The sequence below is a fragment of the Streptomyces sp. NPDC050388 genome, from assembly GCF_040655635.1.
GTDB lineage: Bacteria > Actinomycetota > Actinomycetes > Streptomycetales > Streptomycetaceae > Streptomyces.
Map to the genome: position 1 here is coordinate 128,324 of NZ_JBFAKH010000004.1, position 20,965 is coordinate 149,288.

Genomic DNA, 20,965 nt, shown 5'->3' on the forward strand with positions numbered 1-20,965 from the left:
GTGCCGCCTTCCTGCCCGGTCCTTCCGGTTGCATCCGGGTACCCGGTCGGCCATCACTCATGCAGCACCGGCGGGTTGACCGGGCGTCGGCAGCCCGCGACTACGACTCCAGGAACGCCACCAGCGCGTTCGCCAGCAGGAACGGGTCCCGGACGCCGCACAGTTCGCGCGCGCTGTGCATCGACAGGATGGCCACGCCGATGTCGACCGTCCGGATGCCGTGCCGGGCCGCGGTGATCGGGCCGATGGTGGTACCGCACGGCATGGCGTTGTTGGAGACGAACGACTGGAAGGGCACGCCCGCCTTCTCGCAGGCGGCGGCGAACACCGCCCGGCCCGAACCGTCCGTGGCGTAACGGTTGTTGACGTTGACCTTGAGGATGGGGCCGCCGTCGATGCGCGGGTGGTGCGTCGGGTCGTGCCGCTCCGCGTAGTTGGGGTGGACGGCGTGACCGGTGTCCGAGGAGAGGCAGACGGTGCCGGCGAAGGCGCGCGCCCGGTCCTCGTACGAGCCGCCGCGGGCGAACACCGAGCGCTCCAGCACACTGCCGAGCAGCGGCCCGTCCGCGCCGGTGTCGGACTGGGAGCCGTTCTCCTCGTGGTCGAAGGCGGCGAGGACGGGGATGCAGGACAGCCCGGACGGTCCGGCCCCGGCCGTCGCGACCGCCGCCAGTGCGGCCGTACCGGCGTGCACGGACAGCAGGTTGTCCATGCGGGGGCCGGCCAGCAGCTCCTCGTCGCGGCCCAGGTACGCCGGCGGCTCCACCGAGTGCACCATCAGGTCCCAGCCGGTGACCTCGCCGGACGGGATGCCCGCGGTCTCCTCGAGGAAGGCGATGAGGTCGCCGTCGCGCACGTCGTCGCCCAGGCCCCAGACGGGCTGCATGTGGCGCTGCTTGTCGAGCTTGAGGCCGTCGGCGTTGACCGAGCGGTCCAGGTGGATGGCGAGCTGCGGGACGCGCAGCAGCGGCCGGTCGACGTTCACCAGCCGGGTGGAGCCGTCCCGCAGGGACAGCCGGCCGGCCAGGCCCAGGTCACGGTCGAGCCAGGAGTTGAGCAGCGGACCGCCGTAGATCTCCACGGCCACCTGGCGCCAGCCCTGCGCCCCGCTGTCGGGCCGCGGCTTCACCCGCAGGTTGGGGGAGTCGGTGTGGGCGCCGACGATCCGGAACGGGGTGTGCGGGTCCGCGCCCTCGGGGACGTACCAGGCGACGATGGCGCCGCCGCGCAGCACGTACTTGCCGCCCGACGTCCCGTCCCAGGCATCCGTCTCCACGACCTGCCGGAAGCCTGCCTTCTCCAGCCGCTCGGCGGCGTTCGCCACCGCGTGGTACGGCGTGGGGGAGACGGCGAGGAAGGACATGAGGTCGTCGGTGTGGCCGCGGCCGAAGGGGGAGGGTTCGCTCATGGGTTCACCTTAACGAGGGCGAGGGCCCGCTTCCCCGGTGTGGAAGCGGGCCCTCGTACGGGCTCCGACGGTCGCGTGCGGATGCGCGCGATCCCGTTCGGGCTCGTGCGATCCCGTTCGGGCTCGTGCGGTCTGCCGCGGGACCTCTCGCAGGAGGTCCTAGAAGGCGGCCTCGTCCAGTTCCATCAGGTCCAGGTCCACGCCCTCGGCGACCTTGCGGGCCAGCGTGACACCGGGCAGGACCTCGGCCGCGAAGAACCTCGCCGCGGCGATCTTGCCGGTGTAGAAGGCGACGTCCTTGGCGGAGGCCGTCTGGAGCTTGTCGGCGGCGACCGCGGCCCCCTTGAGCAGCAGGTAGCCGACGATCACGTCACCGGAGGCCATCAGCAGACGGGTGGTGTTCAGGCCCACCTTGTAGATGTTCTTGACGTCCTTCTCGGTGGCCGCGAGGTCCGTGAGCATCAGGCCGACGATGGCCTCCAGCTCGACGGCGGCCTTGGCCAGGTGCTCGCGGGCGCCCGCCAGCTGCTCGCCGCCGGTGCCGAGGGCGAGGAACTGCTTGATGTCCTCGGCGAGCGAGTTCAGGGCCGCGCCCTGGTTGCGGACGATCTTCCGGAAGAAGAAGTCCTGGCCCTGGATCGCCGTGGTGCCCTCGTACAGGGTGTCGATCTTGGCGTCGCGGATGTACTGCTCGATCGGGTACTCCTGCAGGAAGCCGGAGCCGCCGAAGGTCTGCAGCGACTGGGCGAGCTGCTCGTAGCCCTTCTCGGAGCCGTAGCCCTTGACGATGGGCAGGAGGAGGTCGTTGAGCGCGTGCTCCGCCGACACGTCCTCGCCCGCCGCCTCCTTGATCGCGATGGTGTCCTGCACCGTGGCGGTGTAGAGGACGAGCGCGCGCATGCCCTCCGCGTACGCCTTCTGCGTCATCAGCGAGCGGCGCACGTCGGGGTGGTGGGTGATGGTGACCTTGGGCGCGGCCTTGTCCAGGAAGTTGGCGAGGTCCGGGCCCTGGACGCGCTCCTTGGCGTACTCCAGCGCGTTGAGGTAGCCGGTGGAGAGGGTGGAGATCGCCTTCGTGCCGACCATCATGCGGGCGAACTCGATGATGCGGAACATCTGGCGGATGCCGTCGTGCTTGTCGCCGATCAGCCAGCCCTTGGCGGGGTGCCGGTCGCCGAACGTCATCTCGCAGGTGTTGGACGCCTTCAGGCCCATCTTGTGCTCGACGTTCGTGGCGTAGACGCCGTTGCGCTCGCCCAGCTCGCCGGTCTCGGCGTCGAAGAGGTACTTCGGGACGAGGAAGAGCGACAGGCCCTTGGTGCCGGGGCCGGCGCCCTCGGGACGCGCGAGCACGTAGTGGAGGATGTTCTCCGACATGTCGTGCTCACCGGAGGTGATGAAGCGCTTCACGCCCTCGATGTGCCAGGAGCCGTCCTCCTGCTGCACGGCCTTGGTGCGGCCGGCGCCCACGTCCGAGCCGGCGTCCGGCTCGGTGAGGACCATGGTGGAGCCCCACTGCTTCTCGACGGCGATCCGGGCGATCTTCTTCTGGGTGTCGTTGCCCTCGTCGTACAGGATCCCGGCGAAGGCGGGACCGGACGAGTACATCCACACGGCCGGGTTGGCGCCCAGGATCAGCTCGGCGTACGACCAGATCAGCGAGGGGGGAGCCGTCGTGCCGCCGATGGCCTCGGACACACCCAGACGCCAGTACTCGGAGTCCATGAAGGCCTGGTAGCTCTTCTTGAAGGACGCGGGGACCGGCGCGGTGTTGGTCTCCGGGTCGAAGACCGGCGGGTTGCGGTCGGCGTCGGCGAAGGACTCGGCCAGCTCGTTCTCCGAGAGGCGGGTCAGCTCCTCGAGGACGCTCCTGGCGGTCTCGACGTCCATCTCCTCGAACGGCCCGGTGCCGTACAGCTTGTCGCGTCCGAGCACTTCGAAGAGGTTGAACTCGATGTCGCGGAGATTGGACTTGTAGTGCCCCATGGTGACGGCTCCCGGCTCCGTAGAGAGATCGGCGAGGCACTTCGTTCCTCGCACGGGTTTGCATACCAGCAAGTAGCTACGACTATGCTACCCGCCGGTAATAAGAAGCAAGCCCGATCCGGCCATCTGTGACGCGTTACGCGCTCCGGCGGCGGTCGGCGGGGTGCGCAACCCGCCCGTACCGGCTCGGGGATCCGGCGCGCTCGGTACTCTTGCGCGCATGTACGGCTACGACCAGAACGTAGGGGCACAGCAGGGGTACGTCCCGCCGCAACAGCACCAGCAGCAACAGCAGCAGATGCCGGGCGGCTACGGGCAGCAGCAGCCGCCGCTGTACCCGGAGCCGTCCCCGCCCTCGCTCGCGGACGCGGTGCGCGCGTTCACCACGGGCCAGGTGACCGCCGAGGACTTCCAGCAGGTCTTCGCGACGTCCAAGGTGTACTGCCCGCGCGGCGACAACCCCGGGTTCCTCGCCCTGCACAACACCCAGCAGCCGGTGATCCCGATGTTCACCTCGCTGAAGGAGCTGCGGCGGTACGCGGGCAAGGAGTCCAAGTACTTCGTGATCACCGGCGCCGAGGTGATCGACCTGCTGCCCACCGGCTACGGCTTCGTGCTCGACATGGAGGGTGAGCACCGGATGGTGTTCGACGCGAAGGCCGTGGAGCAGATGGTCGAGTTCGCGATGCGACGCATGTATGGCTGAACGCCGCGGTCGTAGCCGTCGGCGCGGCGATCGCTGCGATCGCCACCGCGACCGCGGCCGCCACGTGCCGGGCGGGTGACCCCGCCCGCCCCGGAATCTCTGCAGCCCGGAGGGAATGCCCTCCGGGCTTTCGTCGTTGGGAGTGGCGAGAAGTTCAACGTTCAACTAAGATGGCCGTACAAGAGGAGGTACCGACATGCCTGCAGTGACCGTCGAGAACCCGCTGACGCTGCCCCGTGTGGCCGCGCCCGCCGACGCCGTGGCCCGACCCGTGCTCACCGTCACGACCGCGCCGAGCGGTTTCGAGGGTGAGGGCTTCCCGGTGCGTCGGGCGTTCGCCGGGATCAACTACCGCCATCTCGACCCGTTCATCATGATGGACCAGATGGGCGAGGTGGACTACGCGCCGGGCGAGCCCAAGGGCACCCCCTGGCACCCCCACCGCGGATTCGAGACCGTCACCTACATCATCGACGGCGCCTTCGACCACCAGGACTCCAACGGTGGCGGCGGCTCCATCACCGACGGTGACACCCAGTGGATGACGGCCGGTGCGGGTCTGCTGCACATCGAGGCGCCGCCGGAGCAGCTGGTCATGTCGGGCGGGCTCTTCCACGGCCTGCAGCTGTGGGTGAACCTGCCGGCCAAGGACAAGATGATGGCGCCGCGCTACCAGGACATCCGCGGCGGCAGCGTCCAGCTGCTCACCTCCCCCGACGGGGGCGCGCTGCTGCGCGTCATCGCCGGTGAGCTGGACGGTCACGAGGGTCCCGGCATCACGCACACGCCGATCACGATGATCCACGCGACGCTCGCGCCGGGTGCGGAGCTGACCCTGCCGTGGCGCGAGGACTTCAACGGGCTGGCGTACGTCATGGCCGGGCGCGGCGCGGTCGGCACCGAGCGCCGTCCGATCCACCTGGGCCAGACGGCCGTCTTCGGCGCCGGCGGCACGCTGACCGTCCGCGCGGACGAGAAGCAGGACTCGAACACGCCGGACCTGGAGGTCGTCCTCCTCGGCGGCCGGCCGATCCGTGAGCCGATGGCCCACTACGGCCCGTTCGTGATGAACACCCGCGAGGAGCTCCAGCAGGCGTTCGAGGACTTCCAGAAGGGCCGTCTGGGCACGATCCCGGCGGTGCACGGGATGGCGGAGTCGGGACCGCGGGAGTCCTGACCGGCCTAGTGTGTGGGGTGGCCCCGTCCGGTTCCGGGCGGGGCCACTCGCCGTTCCCGGGCGGAGGCTGTTCGGCCATGCGCCGTTTTCGGGTGGGCCGATCGCCGTTTCTAGAGCAGGGCCCGGGCGGGGCGGCGGAGTTGGACAGGGGGTGTCGGGCGTGATCGTGTGGGGGTGTGCAGGACTCCTCTCCGTCTCCGTTGCTGCCCGAATCCGTCCGGCGTCTCGCCGCCTGGTGCGCCGTCGCCCTGCTCGTCTCCGGGGTCGGCTACGTGGGGGTCCTGCTGTGTGTGCAGTTCCGGGCGGCCGTGATCCCCGTACTGCTGGCCCTCCTCGGTACGGCGCTGTTGCTGCCCCTGCACCGGCGGCTGGTGCGGGCCGGGGTGCAGCGGTCCCTGTCGGCGGGGCTCACCTGTGTCGCGGTCGTCGCCGTGGTCGGCGGCGCGGTGTACATCGTCGTGTCCGCGCTGATCGACTCCGGGGACCAGATCATCGCCTCGCTCAGGATCGCGGCGCGGGATCTCACCCGGCACTTCGGGGCGGCCGGCACCTCGCTGGACGACATCGCGTCGAACGCGCGCGGACTGCTGTCCAGGTTCGGCGGTACGGCCGCGTCGGGTGTCATCAGCGGGGTCAGTGTGGTGGGCCAGGCGTTCGCCATGGCGGTGCTCGCGCTGCTGCTGGTGTTCTTCTTCCTGCGTGATTCCGACCGCGCCGCCGACGCACTGCGCGCGCTGGTGCCGCGCGGCTCCGGGGACACGGTGACGGCCGTGGCCCGCCGGGCCTTCCAGGCGGTCGAGGGGTTCATGCGCGGGACCACCCTCATCGCGCTCATCGACGCGCTCTGCATCACCGTCGGGCTGCTCGTCCTCAAGGTGCCGGGCGCCGTCGGACTGGGCGCGCTGGTCTTCGTCGGGGCGTACATCCCCTACCTCGGGGCGTTCATCTCCGGGGCGGTGGCCGTGCTGGTGGCGCTGGCCGACCGGGGGTTCGTCATCGCGCTGTGGGTGCTCGGCGTGGTGCTCGCGGTGCAGTTGCTGGAGGGGCATGTGCTCCAGCCGATGATCCAGAGCCGCACCGTGCAGATGCATCCGGCGGCCGTGCTGCTCGCCATCACCGCGGGCGCCTCGGTCGCCGGGATCGTCGGCATGCTGATGGCGGTGCCGCTGACGGCGGCGGCCGTCGGCGTCCTGAGCGAACTGCGCCGACGCCACACCGCACCGGGGGGACAGGCTCCGCCGCCGGCATCACCGTGAGGGCCCGGCCCTCGTCCGAGCGGCGGCGTCCGGCACGGCGCCCGGCTCGTGTGGCTCGTGCAGCTCGAACCAGATGCTCTTCCCCTTGCCCCGGGGGTCGACGCCCCAGCTGTGGGCCAGGAATTCGACCAGGAGGAGGCCGCGGCCGGACGACGCCAGCTCGCCGGGTGTGCGCCGGTGCGGGAGGTCGTCGCCCGCGTCGGTGACCTCGATCCGCATCCGGCGTCCCTCCCGCCCGCCGATGACCTCGGCGACGAGCAGTGCGTCGGTGTCGGTGTGCACGAGGACGTTGGTGAGCATCTCCGACAGCAGCAGCACCGCCGAGTCGACCTGGTCCGGTGAGCACCAGTCGTGCAGCAGTTCGCGCAGGTGCTGCCGGGCCTCCGAGACCCGTTCCGGCTCGGCCTGCTCCACCGTCAGCATGGTGCGGCGCACCGACGGCCCCATCAGGCCCTGTCCGGTGCCGTGGCCGCGGTCGTGGCCCTGTCGGAAGAGCAGCAGCAGGGCGATGTCGTCCTCGCGGCGGTCGATCAGGGGTCCGGTGGTGTGGTGCGAGGAGGGGCCGTGGACGGCCTGCACCAGGGCGTCGGCCAGCTCCTCCAGGCCGCCCCGGTGGTGTTCGAGGATGCCGCGCAGCCGCTGCCAGCCGGTGTCCAGGTCATGGCCGCCGGTCTCGATCAGACCGTCCGTGCAGACCAGCATGGTCTCGCCGGGTTCCAGGACTATGCGGGTGGTGGGGTAGTCGGCGTCCGGGTCGACGCCCAGCGGCAGCCCGCCGGCCGTCGGCCGGGTCAGCACGGTCGCGTCGGGCATGCGGACCGCCGGGTCGGGATGCCCCGCGCGGGCGACCTCCAGTACCCCGCTGACGGGGTCGACCTCGACGTACAGGCAGGTCGCGAAGCGCAGCTCGTAGGGGTCGGCCTCGCTGATCCCGTACAGGAAGCGGGAGGCGCGGGAGAGCACGGCGTCGGGCCGGTGCCCCTCGGAGGCGTACGCCCGCAGGGCTATGCGCAGCTGGCCCATGATCCCGGCCGCCTGGACGTCATGGCCCTGCACGTCCCCGATGACCAGGGCGAACCGTCCGTTCGGCAGCGGGATGACGTCGTACCAGTCACCGCCGACCTGGAGGCCGCCGCCGGTGGGGACGTACCGGGCGGCGACGTTCATTCCCGGGATGCGCTGCGGGCCGAGCTTCGGCAGCATCGAGCGCTGCAGACCGTCGGTGAGGGCCCGCTCGCTCTCGGCGGTCCCCGCGCGGGACAGCGCCTGGGCCAGCATCCGCGCCACGGTGGTCAGCACCGACCGCTCGTCGGGGGTGAAGGCGACCGGGTGGGCGAAGGCCGCCAGCCAGGTGCCCATCGTGCGGCCGGACACGACCAGCGGCAGGAACGCCCAGGACCGGCGGCCGAAGCGCTCGGCGAGCGGCCAGGTGAGGGGGTAGCGGGCTTTGTACTGCTCCGGGCTGGACAGATAGACGGCGCGGCCCGTTCGTATCACCTCGGCGGCCGGGTAGGCGGTGTCCAGCGGCATGTGGAACGGGCCGTCGGCGCCGGGTTCGTGCCCTTGGTGGCCGATGATGGTGAGCTGGTCGCCCGCGACGCCGAACAGCGCGAACCCGTCCGGTGAGAAGCCCGGCATCGACAGGTTGGCCGCGACCCGCAGTACCTCCTGCGTCGAGTGCGCCTCGGCCAGCGCCCGGCCGGCGTCCAGCAGGAACGCCTCCCGTGACCGGCGCCAGTCGCCGATGACCGCCCTGCGCCCCGCGGGGGTGCCCGGCGCCGGCTCGGTGACCTCCTGAAGGGTGCCGGTCAGTACGTACGCCTTGCGCAGGGGGTCGAAGGCCGGCTTGGAGCGGCTGCGCACCACCCGCACGACCTGCCCCTGATCGTCCATGACCCGGATGCGGACCTCGGCGAGCGTGTCCTCGGCGGCGGCGAGCCGGACCACCCCGGTGATCTCGTTCCAGTCGACCGGGTGCAGCCGGGACCGGACCTGGGGCTCCGTGAGGGTGGTCTCCTCGGCGGGCAGCCCCAGCAGCCGCGCCGCCACCCCGTCGACCACGACCAGCCCGGTTGCCGTGTCCCAGTGCCACCTGCCGGTGTCGAGGAGGGCGAGGACATCCGCCAGGGGCGGCAAGGGCTCGCCAGTTCGCATTGCCCCACTTTATGAAGATTCGATGGGAAAACGCCACCGGCGCTGTCCTCATGGTCGGCGGATCGTCCGGGGCAAGTGATCGCGGGGCGGCCGGTAGGCTTGGGGGAGTTTCACGTGAAACAAAGACCCCGACACCAAGACCCCGATCCGCGAAGGCTGGATGAACGACGATGCATCGGTACAGGTCCCACACCTGCGGCGAGCTCCGCGCCACTGACGTCGGCACCGACGTCCGGTTGAGCGGCTGGCTGCACAATCGGCGCGACCTGGGCGGCATCCTGTTCATCGATCTGCGCGATCACTACGGCATCACGCAGCTCGTGGCCCGCCCGGGCACGCCCTCCTACGAGACCCTCGACCGGCTCTCCAAGGAGACCGTCGTCCGGATCGACGGCAAGGTCGTCTCCCGTGGCGCGGAGAACGTCAACGCCGAGCTGCCGACCGGTGAGATCGAGGTCGAGGTCGACGAGGTCGAGGTGCTGGGCGCGGCGGCCCCCCTCCCCTTCACGATCAACACCGAGGACGGGGTCAACGAGGAGCGGCGCCTGGAGTACCGCTTCCTGGACCTGCGCCGCGAGCGCATGCACCGCAACATCCTGCTGCGCACGTCGGTGATCTCGGCCATCCGTCACAAGATGACGGCACTGGGCTTCAACGAGATGGCGACGCCGATCCTCAGCGCCACCTCCCCCGAGGGCGCCCGTGACTTCGTCGTCCCGTCGCGTCTCAACCCGGGCAAGTTCTACGCGCTGCCGCAGGCCCCGCAGCAGTTCAAGCAGCTGCTGATGATCTCCGGCTTCGACCGCTACTTCCAGATCGCGCCCTGCTTCCGCGACGAGGACGCCCGCGCGGACCGCTCACCGGGCGAGTTCTACCAGCTCGACGTGGAGATGTCGTTCGTCGAGCAGGAGGACGTCTTCCAGCCCATCGAGAAGCTCATGACCGAGCTCTTCGAGGAGTTCGGCAACGGACGGCACGTGACCTCGCCGTTCCCGCGGATCCCGTTCCGTGAGGCGATGCTGAAGTACGGCTCCGACAAGCCGGACCTGCGCGCCCAGCTGGAGCTCGTCGACATCACCGACGTCTTCGAGGGCTCGGAGTTCAAGGCGTTCGCCGGAAAGCACGTCCGCGCGCTGCCGGTGCCGGACGTCTCCGCTCAGCCGCGCAAGTTCTTCGACCAGCTCGGCGACTACGCCGTCGCGCAGGGTGCGAAGGGCCTGGCGTGGGTGCGGGTGACCGAGGACGGTTCGCTGACCGGCCCGATCGCGAAGTTCCTGACCGAGGCGAACGTCGCGGAGCTGACCAAGCGGCTGGCCCTGGCCCCCGGCCACGCGGTGTTCTTCGGCGCGGGTGAGTTCGACGAGGTCTCCAAGATCATGGGCGCGGTCCGGGTGGAGGCCGCGAAGCGGGCCGGCCACTTCGAGGAGGGCGTCTTCCGCTTCTGCTGGATCGTCGACTTCCCGATGTACGAGAAGGACGAGGACACGGGGAAGATCGACTTCTCCCACAACCCCTTCTCCATGCCGCAGGGCGGTCTGGAGGCCCTGGAGACCCAGGACCCGCTGGACATCCTGGGCTGGCAGTACGACATCGTCTGCAACGGCGTCGAACTGTCCTCCGGCGCGATCCGGAACCACGAGCCGGAGATCATGCTCAAGGCCTTCGAGATCGCGGGCTACGACCGCGACACCGTCGAGGAGCAGTTCGCCGGCATGCTGCGGGCGTTCCGCTTCGGCGCCCCGCCGCACGGCGGCATCGCGCCCGGCGTCGACCGCATCGTGATGCTCCTCGCCGACGAGCCCAACATCCGCGAGACCATCGCCTTCCCGCTCAACGGCAACGCCCAGGACCTGATGATGGGCGCGCCGACGGAACTGGACGAGGCCCGCCTGAAGGAACTCCACCTGACGGTCCGCAAGCCGCAGCCGAAGTAGTCACACAGCGGCGAGGGCCCGGAACCGATGTCCGACATCGGTTCCGGGCCCTCGCCGTCGTTCACGACGGATGTGAGCGGCGTCTGACGTTACTTCTTCATGGCTGTTCGGAGGCGTCGTCCATCGGCACGTCCGAGCCCTCCTCGAGAACGTCCTCGGCCGTGGTGGCCGTCAAGGAGCGATCGAACCAGGCGGTGAGCGTGTCGAGGTCGGTGCAGGTGGTGATGCGCTCGTGGACGCCGTCGGAGACCGTGAGCCCGCGTACCTGCAGTACGCGCAGGATGTCCTCGGCCTTTCCCTCGGCCTTTCCCTCCAGGTATTTCTCCTCGAAGAGCGTTCCGTGCCCCGGGAAGTGGGTGACGACGTTCTGCATCAGCTTCCTCCAGTTCTCTTTGGCCGGAGTGGACTCCAGACCGACCTCCACCACCTCGAACCAGTACTTCGTGATGTCCGGCTCGAAAGAAACGAGTCCGCGGGCGACCGTTTCCAGTATGGCGGCCGCCCTCCGGCCTTGGCTGTGAACGATGGCCGACAGTGCCGCCATGGCCGGCTGCTGGACCACCACTGACTCGTCGGCGACCTCCGGGACGGTCTGCGGGCCCAGGACGAACGGGCGGGTGACCTGGGTGGTCCAGGGACCCACGGTGCACTCGAAGGGGCCCATCGCCCAGGCCGCCGTCGAACGGTCGCGGCAGACGGCGACCAGCAGGACGGGAAGGTCGTACTTGGCACGCAGGTGGGCGACGTAGTACGCCCAGCTCTTCGCCTTGTCCGGGTCCTTCTTCGTCTGGGCCTCCACGGCCAGGACGAAGTGCTCACCCATGTCGGGCTCGAACATGAGGACCGTGTCCGCGCGGCGCTCCATCGGACGGATCTCGGTGACGTCGGTGGAGAGCTCGTGGAAGTCCGTCTTCACGGGCAGCGGCAGGCCCAGTGCTTCGAAGACGGGCGCGAGGGCCTCCGGGTGGTCCTGGAAGAGCCGGTGGGAGGCCTCGTGTGTTGCTGTGACCATGAGCGCAAACCTGGTGCACCCATGGTTCATGCACCCGATATATGTGCAGCATTCACCCGATCGGGTCAGCGGGCCACGAACTGGGTGAGGATGGCCTGGACCTCGTAGATGTCGACGCCCTTGGTGAAGGTCTTCTCCACCGGCGCCGGGGTGCCCGAGATCCAGATCTTCAGCTCGGCGTCGAGGTCGAAGTGGCCGGCGGTCTCGACGGCGAAGTGGGTGATGCTGCGGTACGGGATCGAGTGGTACTCGGTCTTCTTGCCGGTGATGCCCTGCTTGTCGATCATGATCAGCCGGCGGTCGGTGAAGAGGATGGTGTCGCGGATCAGCAGGTAGGCGGCGTGCACCTGCTCGCCGTGGCCCAGGAGGCGGGCGTAGTCCTGCTGTGCCGACGCCGGGTCGATGCTGTGTGCGTTGCCGAACAGTGCCATGAGTGCTCCCCCTGTGTGACGTGGTCGTACCGCGACGCTAACGGACGCGTCAGGGCCCGGGAACCTTTGTTCCCGGGCCCTGACGTCGGTGGTGCGCGGTCGTTACGCGGGCTCCGGCTCGCCGCCGAAGCGCTCCTTGTACGCCTCCAGGTCCTCGTCCGTCAGCTTGGCGAAGAGGACCGGCGGGACGGTGAAGGGGGTGCCGGCGGGGACCGACGTGAGAGCGCGGGCCTCCTCGGCGGTGACCCAGGTCGCCGTGTCGTCGGCGAGGGAGAACGTCTGGCGCATCGCCGCCGCCGCCGTCGGGATGAGCGGCTCCGACACCACCGCGTACAGGCGGATCAGGTTCATCGCCGTACGCAGGGTGAGGGCGGCGGCGTCCTTGTCGGTCTTGATCTCCAGCCAGGGGGCCTTCTCCTCCAGGTAGGAGTTGCCCGCGGACCACAGGGCGCGCAGCGCGGCCGCCGCCTTGCGGAACTGCTTCGCCTCCATCTGGGACTCGTACTCCGCGAGGAGCCCTGCGATCTCCTCGCCGAGCCGGGTCTCCGCCTCGCCGGGTTCGCCGCCCGCCGGGACCTCCTCGCCGAAGCGCTTCTTCGAGAAGGACAGGACACGGTTGACGAAGTTGCCGAGGGTGTCGGCCAGGTCCTTGTTCACCGTGGCGGTGAAGTGCTCCCAGGTGAAGGACGAGTCGTCCGACTCGGGCGCGTTGGCGATGAGGAAGTACCGCCAGTAGTCGGCCGGGAGGACGTCCAGCGCCTGGTCGGTGAAGACGCCCCGCTTCTGGGAGGTGGAGAACTTGCCGCCGTAGTACGTCAGCCAGTTGAAGGCCTTGACGTAGTCGACCTTCTTCCACGGCTCGCGGACTCCCAGCTGGGTGGCCGGGAACATCACCGTGTGGAAGGGGACGTTGTCCTTCGCCATGAACTCCGTGTAACGGACGGTGTCGTCCGCCTCGTACCACCAGGACTTCCAGTCCCGCGTCTCACCCTCGGGCGCGGAGTCCGCCCACTCCTTCGTCGCGGCGATGTACTCGATCGGGGCGTCGAACCAGACGTAGAAGACCTTGCCCTCGGCCGCCAGCTCCGGCCAGGTGTCGGCCGGCACCGGGACGCCCCAGTCCAGGTCGCGGGTGATCGAACGGTCGTGCAGGCCCTCGGTCAGCCACTTGCGGGCGATGGAGGCCGCCAGGTGGGGCCACTCCTCCTCGTGCCGGGCGACCCACTCCTCGACCTCGTGCTGGAGCTTCGACTGGAGGAGGAAGAGGTGCTTGGTCTCGCGGACCTCCAGGTCCGTGGAGCCGGAGATCGCCGACCGCGGGTCGAGCAGGTCGGTCGGGTCCAGTACGCGCGTGCAGTTCTCGCACTGGTCGCCGCGGGCCTTGTCGTAGCCGCAGTGGGGGCAGGTGCCCTCCACATAGCGGTCCGGGAGGAAGCGGCCGTCGGCCGGGCTGTAGACCTGCCGGATCGAGCGCTCCTCGATGAAACCGTTCTCGTTCAGACGGCGGGCGAAGTGCTGGGTGATCTCGACGTTCTGCGGCGACGAGCTGCGGCCGAAGTGGTCGAAGGCGAGGTTGAAGCCGTCGTAGACCGCCTTCTGAGCGTCGTGCGCCTGCGCGCAGAACGTGTCGACCGGGAGGCCCTGCTCCTTCGCCGCCAGCTCGGCGGGGGTGCCGTGCTCGTCGGTCGCGCAGATGTACAGGACCTCGTGGCCGCGCTGGCGCATGTAACGGGAGTAGACGTCTGCCGGGAGCATGGACCCCACCATGTTGCCCAGGTGCTTGATCCCGTTGATGTAGGGAAGGGCGCTGGTGATGAGGTGTCGAGCCATCGGTGGCTGCTCCCAGGTCGAAACGTACGGAACCTTCAAATCGTAGCCGACACGGGTGCGCCGCCCGCTTCTCGTTCTACGTGCTGAGAAGCGGGCGGCGCGGGACGTGCTGGGGGTGCCCCCGTGGGACTACGGGCGCCAGGACTTCAGGACGGCCTCGTAGAGCTCCTTGTCGGTGAGTTCCAGGGGGGACGGGCCGGCGAGGAAGTGGGCCGTGTTCGGCGTCTTGAGCTTGCGGAGGTAGTCGAAGGCCTTGTTCTCCGGGTCGCCGAAGGCGACGAAGGAGAAGAAGACCGCGGGGTGGGTCTTCGCCGCCTCGGTGAGGGCCTGGGTGGCGGGGGTCTTCGCGTCGGGGGCGCCGTCCGTCTGGAAGACCACCAGGGCGGGGGTGCCCGCGGGGGCGGCCTTGTCGTGCAGGGCGAGGACCTCCGCCACGGCCGCGTGGTAGCTGGTCCGGCCCATGCGGCCGAGGGAGGCGTGCAGGGTGTCGATCTTGTTCTCGTGGTCGGTGAGGGTGAGCTCGCCGGTGCCGTCGACCTCGGTCGAGAAGAAGACGACCTTGACCGTGGTGGTCCCGGGGTCGCCGGTGAGGTGGGCGGCGAGGGCGAGGGTCTGCTCGGCGAGGGCCTGCGCGGAGCCGTCCTTGTAGTACGGGCGCATGGACGCGGAGCGGTCGAGCACGAGGTAGACGGCGGCGCGGGTGCCGGTGAGGCCGTGCTCCGCGAGGGTGGTGGCGGCGGCGGTGTGGGCGGTGGTGAGTGCCTGCGGCAGCGAGGGGGTGGTCGGCTCGGCCTCGGCTTCGCCTTCGGCCTCGGTGTGGTTCCCACCCGCACCACCCGTGCGGCTTTCGTTGTCGGGTGCGGGTGGCCCCTGGGGGGTGTCCTCGCCGTCGGCGGGTGCGGGCTCCGGTTCCGGTTCCGGTTCCGGCTGTGCTTCCGGGGCGGCAGCCGTCGCGGGCTCCGGCTCGGTTTCGACCTCGGGCTCGGGCTCCCCTTCGGCCGGGGCCTCCGGCTCTGCGGTGACCTCGGGCTGAGGCGTCGGCTCGGCTACGGGTGCTGCCGTGGCCTCGGCCTCGGGGGCCTCGGACGCGACCTCGGGCTTCGCCTCGGGCTCGGGTGCGGCCTCGGCTTCGGGCTCGGGTGCGGCCTCCGGCTCGGGTGCGGTCTTGGTTTCGGCCTCCGCCTCGGGCTCGGCTTCGGGGGTGACCTCGGGCTTGGTCTCGGCCTCGGCTTCGGGGGTGACCTCAGGCTCGGGCTTGGTCTCGGCCTCCGTCTCGGGGGCGACCTCGGGCTCGGGCGCGGGCTTGACCTCGACCTTCGCCTCGGGCTCGGCCTCCGCTTCGGGCTCGGCTGCCTCGGGCTCGGCCTTCGCTTCGGGCTCGGGAGTCGGCTCGGGCTCGGGAGCCGGCTTCGGGGCGGGGGTTTCTGTCGGGGGAGTGGTCGAGGGGGACGGGATGGTGGGGGTCGGGGGCGTTACGTTGTCGAAGGCCGCTGAGACGAGGTCGTGTTCGTCGGTGCGGGGTTCCGGGACGGAGGCCTCGGCCTTCGGCGTCGGTTCGGGTGTCGGTTCGGGTGTCGGTTCGGGGGAGGGGGACGGAAGCCTCGGGGCCGCCGATGCGGCCGCGGCAGGCTCGTCGGTCCGATCGGGCGGCGTCGGGGTGGCCGCGGTCGCCTCGTCCGCACGGGCGGACTGTTCCGCACCGTCCGTTCCGGCGACCGGCGTCGCACCCTCCGCCTCTGCGGTGCTCGCTCTGCGTGACCGACCGAACGCGTTCCGCAGGAGAGTGAGAATGCCCATGTGCGCAACCCTTCGCATGAGTTGTAGCCCGTCAATCCCTGGCCAGGACGGACACGTAAGGTTAGCGGCCCTTGTGGGTGATCTTGGGTAGGGTCGGGTATCGGGCGTCGCACTTGTCAAGGGCGGCATCCGGCCCCGCACGGGCCCTCGTGCCGCGCTTCCGGCAACTCCCTTCATGCTGCCGCAGGTTCACTCTCCGTTCACTCCGGCGCCCGGCTGTCGCACATATGTGTCCCTATGGTCACGCTGACACCCCGGGTTTCCAAGGAGAGAACACGTGCGCAAGCTGCTGCCGTTGATCGGAACGCCGTCCGGTTCGCACCCCGGCGGCCGGTCCGCCATGACCTGTCGTTTCCGGTGTGGTGACGCCTGCTTCCACGAGGTGCCCAACACCAGCTCCAACGAGTACGTCGGTGACGTCATCTCCGACGCCCTCAGCCGCCGTTCGATGATGCGGGCCGCCGCCGCCGTCACGGTCGTCGCGGCCGGTGCCGGCGCCGTCAGCCTCGCCGGCGCCCCCGAGGCCCAGGCGCTGCCCGCGGCCGGAAAGGGCCACGGTCACGGCCACGGCAACAACAAGGCGAAGGGCGCCCGCGGCCTGCGGTTCACACCGGTCCCGCCCAACACCGCCGACACCGTCACCGTCCCGGCGGGCTACGACCAGAACGTCGTCATCCGCTGGGGCGAGCCCATCCTGCGCGGAGCGCCCGCCTTCGATCCCGAGAACCAGACCGCCGCGGCGCAGGCCGGACAGTTCGGATACAACGTCGACTTCCTCGCGCTGCTCCCCCTCAAGGGTGAGCGCGGCCGGCAGGTGCTCGTGGCCAACCACGAGTACACCGACGAGATCCTCATGTTCCGCGACTACGACTCCGAGAACCCCACCCGTGAGCAGGTGGAGATCGCCTGGGCCGCGCACGGGCTCGCGGCGGTCGTCGTCGAGGAGGACAAGAAGAGCGGCAAGCTGACGCCCGTCACCCGGCACCACCTCAACCGGCGTCTCACGGCCACCTCCGAGTTCCGCCTGACCGGCCCCGTCGCCGGGTCCGACCTGGTGAAGACCTCCGTCGACCCGAGCGGCACCAAGGTGCTCGGCACCCTCAACAACTGTGCCGGCGGCACGACCCCGTGGGGCACCACGCTGCACGCCGAGGAGAACTTCAACCAGTACTTCGCCAACGGCAGCCGCGCCACCGACAAGCGGTACGGCATCGGCACCGGCGCCACCGACCGCAAGTGGGAGCGCTTCGACAAGCGCTTCGACCTCGCGCAGGAGCCCAACGAGGTGCACCGCTTCGGGTACGTCGTCGAACTCGACCCGTACGACCCGGACTCCACCCCGCGCAAGCGCACCGCGCTCGGCCGGTTCAAGCACGAGGCCGCGACCGTGCGGCTGACGCACGACGGGCGGCCGGTCATCTACTCCGGTGACGACGAGCGGTTCGACTACATCTACAAGTTCGTCGGCAGCAAGCGGATGAAGAACGGCAACAGCCGGGCCGCGCGCGAGCACAACCTCACGCTGCTCGACGAGGGCACCCTGTACGTCGCCAAGCTGACCGGTGACTCGCCGGCCATCGAGATCGACGGCACCGGCAAGCTCCCGAAGGACGGCGAGTTCGACGGCAGCGGTCAGTGGATCCCGCTGGCCACCGCCACCGCCGACGGTGCCGTCTCGCACGTCGAGGGCATGACCGCCGAGGAGGTCTTCGTCTTCACGCGCCTCGCCGGTGACAAGGTGGGCGCCACCAAGATGGACCGGCCCGAGGACGTCGAGCCCAACCCGGTCACCGGCAAGGTGTACGTGGCCCTCACCAACAACTCCCGGCGCGGTGTCGACGCCAACCCCAAGGCGGACGAGGCCAACCCCCGCAACGCCAACAAGCACGGCCACGTCCTGGAGCTGACCGAGCGCTGGAACCGGCCGGAGAGCACGAAGTTCGCCTGGTCGCTGTTCCTGGTGGCGGGCGACCCGCAGGACCCGGCGACGTACTTCGCCGGTTTCCCCAAGGACTCCGTCAGCCCCATCTCCTGCCCGGACAACGTCGCCTTCGACGACCACGGCAACCTGTGGATCTCCACCGACGGCGCCGCCCTCGGCTCGCACGACGGGCTCTTCGGCGTCGCCACGCGCGGGGAGCGGCGCGGTGAGCTGAAGCAGTTCCTGACCGTACCGAGGGGCGCGGAGACCTGCGGCCCGATCATCCAGGACCGGCGCGTGCTGATCGCCGTGCAGCACCCGGGCGAGGTGGACGGGGCGTCGGTCGACAACCCGGGCAGCACCTGGCCCGACGGACCCGGCACGTACGTCCGGCCGTCCGTGGTCGCCGTGTGGCGCGCCGACGGGCAGGACATCGGCGTCTGACGCCGACGCCGGCGGACAGCGCGCCGGCGGACACCGGTACGCACACGGCCGGGGTGCGGGCTCCCGCTGGGGCCCGCACCCCGGCCGTCTCCGGGCGCGACCGGGGGCGGGCCCGGGTCAGCCGCCGCGGTGCAGCGTCAGGTCGACGACCAGCGCGCGGTGGTCGGTGTCGGCGAGGTCGAGGAAGCGGGCCCGGTCCGCGGCGAACCGCTCGGACACCAGCACGTGGTCGATCTGGGCGCCGAACGTCGGAGTGGTCCTGGCCGGCCAGGTCGGAACCCGGTACGAGCCGTCCAGCCGGGCGGCGTCGCTGAGACCCGTGTCGAGGATGCGCCGGAAGGCGGCGTGGTCCTGGGAGGCGTTGAAGTCCCCGGCGAGCACCGTCGGGGTGGTCCGGTCCGCGGCGGCCGCGTCGCGCAGCCTGCCGAGCTCGCGCTGCCAGACGTCCACCTGGCCGGGGAGCGGTGGCATGGGGTGGGCGAGCTGGAGCCGTACCGCGTGCCCGTCGACGTCGGCGACGGCGCCGGGCATGCCCATGGTGCCGGGGACGCCGTCGGTGCCCTCGAGCGGGAAGCGGCTGAGGATGACGGAGCCCTCGGAGCCGCCGCCCGCCACGGCCCGCCGGTGCGGATAGGCGGCCGCCAGTTCCCGCTTCAGCACCGCGTCGCAGGTGTACTCGCACTCCTGGACGAACACCAGGTCGGGTTTCTCCCGGAGCACGGCGTCGACCAGCCCTTCGGCGGCCCGGCCGAACTCGACGTTGGAGGTCATGACCCGCAGCTCGGCGACGGGGGGCCCGACGGGCGCGCCGGTCTTCCCGTACGGCTCGATGAACCAGGCCAGCAGCCCGAGCAGGGCGACGCCCCACACCGCGCCGGTCCACCACCGGGCGAGCACGGTGCACAGCAGCCCGGCGGCGGTGGGGACGAGCAGCCAGGGCAGGAACGCGAGCAGCTGGGGAACCGGGGTGACGCCGTCGGTGCCGACGGTCCGGCAGCCGATGACGGCGCTCACCCCGGCGAAGAGCAGCGCCGCGCACCACGCGCCGGACCGCCGCCCGCCGCCGCGGCGCCCGGCGCCGTCCTCGGTGGCCGCCCACCGGGCAGTCGCAGTGTCCAACGTCCGGCCTTCCGTTCGCGGGTGGGATGCACCGGGATGCACGGAGATCCTCCCTCAAGGACGAGGGCGCACGACGGGAGGTTGCGGCGATCCGCGCTCAGACCCGCGCCCGGGGCGGGGCGGCCGTGGGAGGTGCCGTCGTTCCGCGGAGCCGCGGGGCACGGCTGCCGTGCCGGGCGGTGCGACGACCGCGGAGTCCGGTCAGCCAGGAGGCGAGGGCCATGGCCAGGCCCAGCGCGAGCAACAGCCAGGACGCGGGGTGCAACGTGGCGGTGAGGGCGTCGTACACCGCGCCCGCCGCGGGGCGGTGGGCCCGCTCGGGCAGGTCGGCCAGGGTGAGGTGGCGGCCGATGACGACGGCGGCGGCGAGCAGACCACCGCCCAGCGCGATGCCGAGCCCGGTCGCGGTGACCGCGCGGCGGCGGCGGACGGCGACGGCGATCCCGGCGACGACCAGGACGGCTGCCGCGGGCGGCAGCCGGAAGGCGGCGGCGGTCAGGACGCGGTATCCCTGCCGGAGCCCGGCCACTTCCCCCGCCGGCACCACCGCGACCTCGGTGTGCCGGACCGGAATGCGCTCGGCCCACGGCATGTGATCGGCGGCGAGTCGCTGTTTCATCCGGGCGGTGACGGGCGCGAGGTCGACGGTGACCGGGCCGGGGGCCGCCCGCTCGTCGCGCAGGGCGTGCAGGACGGCGTCGTGGACGGCCCGGTTCCCCGCCTCCCACGCCGTGGCGAACGCCTCGGTGCGGGTGAACGAGCGGACCGCCTCCCGTACGAACGGCTCGAACGTGCTGCGCGCCGGCCCCGGGTCCAGCTCCCGCAGGACCTCGTCCCCGACGGCCTCGGCGACCGCGTCGCGTACGCCGGGGTCGGCTGCCAGCGGCGCCATCGTGTCGACGTACCGTCCGGTGTCGGCCAGCCCGTACGTCGCCCAGGCCGCGAGCGCGCCGCAGGGCGCGAGCAGGCACGCCAGGGCGAGGAGCGCCGCCGACAGGGCGTTGCGCAGGCGTGCGGCGGTCGGTTCGCGGCGGGGCGCTTCGGCGGCGGGAGGCATCCCTCCAGCCAAGGTGCCGGGGGCCGGACGCGCGAGCGCGGGGCGGGCATCCGGAGTACCCGGATGTCCGGAGCACCCGGATGTCCGGAGTGCTCGGATCACCCGCCCCGTGCCCGGCGCCCGCGATGCCGGACCGGAGGCAGCGGCGAAGGAGCCGGCGGCCGCCGCGAAGGAGGCCGCGTCACTCGATGCGGTGACCCTTCGCGTCCTCGTGCGTGTAGTAGCGGTAGAACGTGAACACGAAGACGCACGCCGCGATCACCAGCCCCAGCACCGTCGACCGCAGCACGCTCGTGCCGGACTGGTTGACGAGGAAGCCGACCGCGATGCCGGAGAAGGCGCCCCACAGCGCCGCGTGCACTTCGCGGCGCAGCTTCGGCGCGACGCTCAGCAGGGCCGCGCACAGAACGGCGAACACCAGCGCGGTGACGAACCCGAACAGGACGTTCCCACCGGTGATGGGCCCGCCGTGGCGTGCGTTGGTCGCCGCCCAGCAGCCGTAGACGAGCCCGAGGACGACGGGCACCGCCAGCCTGGCGACGCCGTGGGTCCGGTCGCTGAAGAGGCGGATCGTGCCGGGCCGCCCGCTCGCGGTCCTGGGTCCGGGTGCCGCATGAGACATGAGAGCGCTCCTCTTCCTCAGCTTCCCCTGGATGGGCTTCCCCTCGCTTCCTCCTCCAGAGCACACCGGTACGGGGCCGTCGGCAAGTCGGCGTACCGACCGGATGCGTGC

15 protein-coding genes are annotated in these 20,965 nt (G+C 70.9%); 5 read left to right on the plus strand and 10 right to left on the minus strand.

Going from position 1 to position 20,965, the window contains the following annotated elements; translation table 11 throughout:
* Positions 1-100: 100 nt before the first annotated feature.
* Positions 101-1,408 carry a M18 family aminopeptidase gene (locus tag AB0I73_RS03915; protein WP_363033465.1) on the minus strand — a complete coding sequence of 436 codons (1,308 nt, stop codon included), beginning with the start codon at positions 1,406-1,408 and terminating at the stop codon, positions 101-103.
* 159 nt (positions 1,409-1,567) lie between these two features.
* Positions 1,568-3,394, minus strand: a complete 1,827-nt coding sequence (locus AB0I73_RS03920; RefSeq protein WP_363033467.1) for an acyl-CoA dehydrogenase — start codon at positions 3,392-3,394, stop codon at positions 1,568-1,570.
* A gap of 220 nt (positions 3,395-3,614) precedes the next feature.
* Between AB0I73_RS03920 and AB0I73_RS03925 the strand changes: the two genes are divergently transcribed.
* The 3 genes from AB0I73_RS03925 (at position 3,615) to AB0I73_RS03935 (ending at position 6,533) form a co-directional block, all read left to right on the plus strand.
* Positions 3,615-4,100: an SseB family protein gene (locus AB0I73_RS03925; protein WP_363033469.1), complete on the plus strand. Its 486-nt coding sequence runs from the start codon at positions 3,615-3,617 to the stop codon at positions 4,098-4,100.
* A gap of 196 nt (positions 4,101-4,296) precedes the next feature.
* The gene (locus AB0I73_RS03930; RefSeq protein ID WP_363033471.1) at positions 4,297-5,277 is read left to right on the plus strand and encodes a pirin family protein; all 981 of its coding nucleotides are present in this window, start codon (positions 4,297-4,299) and stop codon (positions 5,275-5,277) included.
* Positions 5,278-5,453: 176 nt separating this feature from the next.
* Positions 5,454-6,533: an AI-2E family transporter gene (locus AB0I73_RS03935; protein ID WP_363033473.1), complete on the plus strand. Its 1,080-nt coding sequence runs from the start codon at positions 5,454-5,456 to the stop codon at positions 6,531-6,533.
* Here the strand turns inward: AB0I73_RS03935 and AB0I73_RS03940 are convergent.
* Positions 6,525-8,687 carry a SpoIIE family protein phosphatase gene (locus tag AB0I73_RS03940; RefSeq protein WP_363033475.1) on the minus strand — a complete coding sequence of 721 codons (2,163 nt, stop codon included), beginning with the start codon at positions 8,685-8,687 and terminating at the stop codon, positions 6,525-6,527. The two genes, AB0I73_RS03935 and AB0I73_RS03940, sit on opposite strands and share 9 nt — an antisense overlap.
* Before the next feature lie 170 nt (positions 8,688-8,857).
* On the opposite strand from AB0I73_RS03940, the gene aspS reads away from it, so the two are divergent.
* On the plus strand, positions 8,858-10,621 hold the full coding sequence (gene aspS / locus AB0I73_RS03945; RefSeq protein ID WP_363033477.1) for an aspartate--tRNA ligase: 1,764 nt from the start codon (positions 8,858-8,860) through the stop codon (positions 10,619-10,621).
* Between the two features lie 97 nt (positions 10,622-10,718).
* Here aspS and AB0I73_RS03950 read toward each other — a convergent pair whose 3' ends face one another.
* The 4 genes from AB0I73_RS03950 to AB0I73_RS03965 all read right to left on the minus strand — a co-directional run bounded on the left by AB0I73_RS03950 (position 10,719) and on the right by AB0I73_RS03965 (position 15,691).
* Positions 10,719-11,633 carry a hypothetical protein gene (locus AB0I73_RS03950; protein WP_363033479.1) on the minus strand — a complete coding sequence of 305 codons (915 nt, stop codon included), beginning with the start codon at positions 11,631-11,633 and terminating at the stop codon, positions 10,719-10,721.
* Between the two features lie 65 nt (positions 11,634-11,698).
* On the minus strand, positions 11,699-12,064 hold the full coding sequence (locus AB0I73_RS03955) for a PH domain-containing protein (protein WP_109381492.1): 366 nt from the start codon (positions 12,062-12,064) through the stop codon (positions 11,699-11,701).
* Positions 12,065-12,166: 102 nt separating this feature from the next.
* The gene (metG, locus tag AB0I73_RS03960) at positions 12,167-13,894 is read right to left on the minus strand and encodes a methionine--tRNA ligase (RefSeq protein ID WP_363033481.1); all 1,728 of its coding nucleotides are present in this window, start codon (positions 13,892-13,894) and stop codon (positions 12,167-12,169) included.
* 129 nt (positions 13,895-14,023) lie between these two features.
* Entirely contained in the window at positions 14,024-15,691 is a 1,668-nt protein-coding gene (locus AB0I73_RS03965; protein ID WP_363033483.1) for a VWA domain-containing protein, read from the minus strand.
* Between the two features lie 277 nt (positions 15,692-15,968).
* On the opposite strand from AB0I73_RS03965, the gene AB0I73_RS03970 reads away from it, so the two are divergent.
* Complete coding sequence (locus AB0I73_RS03970) at positions 15,969-18,056, plus strand: PhoX family protein (RefSeq protein ID WP_363033485.1); 2,088 nt, start codon at positions 15,969-15,971, stop codon at positions 18,054-18,056.
* Positions 18,057-18,173: 117 nt separating this feature from the next.
* Here the strand turns inward: AB0I73_RS03970 and AB0I73_RS03975 are convergent, their stop codons facing one another.
* From AB0I73_RS03975 to AB0I73_RS03985, 3 genes are all read right to left on the minus strand, one after another.
* Positions 18,174-19,175 carry an endonuclease/exonuclease/phosphatase family protein gene (locus AB0I73_RS03975; protein ID WP_363033487.1) on the minus strand — a complete coding sequence of 334 codons (1,002 nt, stop codon included), beginning with the start codon at positions 19,173-19,175 and terminating at the stop codon, positions 18,174-18,176.
* A 97-nt stretch (positions 19,176-19,272) separates the two neighbouring features.
* Complete coding sequence (locus AB0I73_RS03980; RefSeq protein WP_363033489.1) at positions 19,273-20,232, minus strand: hypothetical protein; 960 nt, start codon at positions 20,230-20,232, stop codon at positions 19,273-19,275.
* Positions 20,233-20,413: 181 nt separating this feature from the next.
* Positions 20,414-20,854: a hypothetical protein gene (locus AB0I73_RS03985; RefSeq protein ID WP_363033491.1), complete on the minus strand. Its 441-nt coding sequence runs from the start codon at positions 20,852-20,854 to the stop codon at positions 20,414-20,416.
* Between the last annotated feature and the right edge of the window lie 111 nt (positions 20,855-20,965).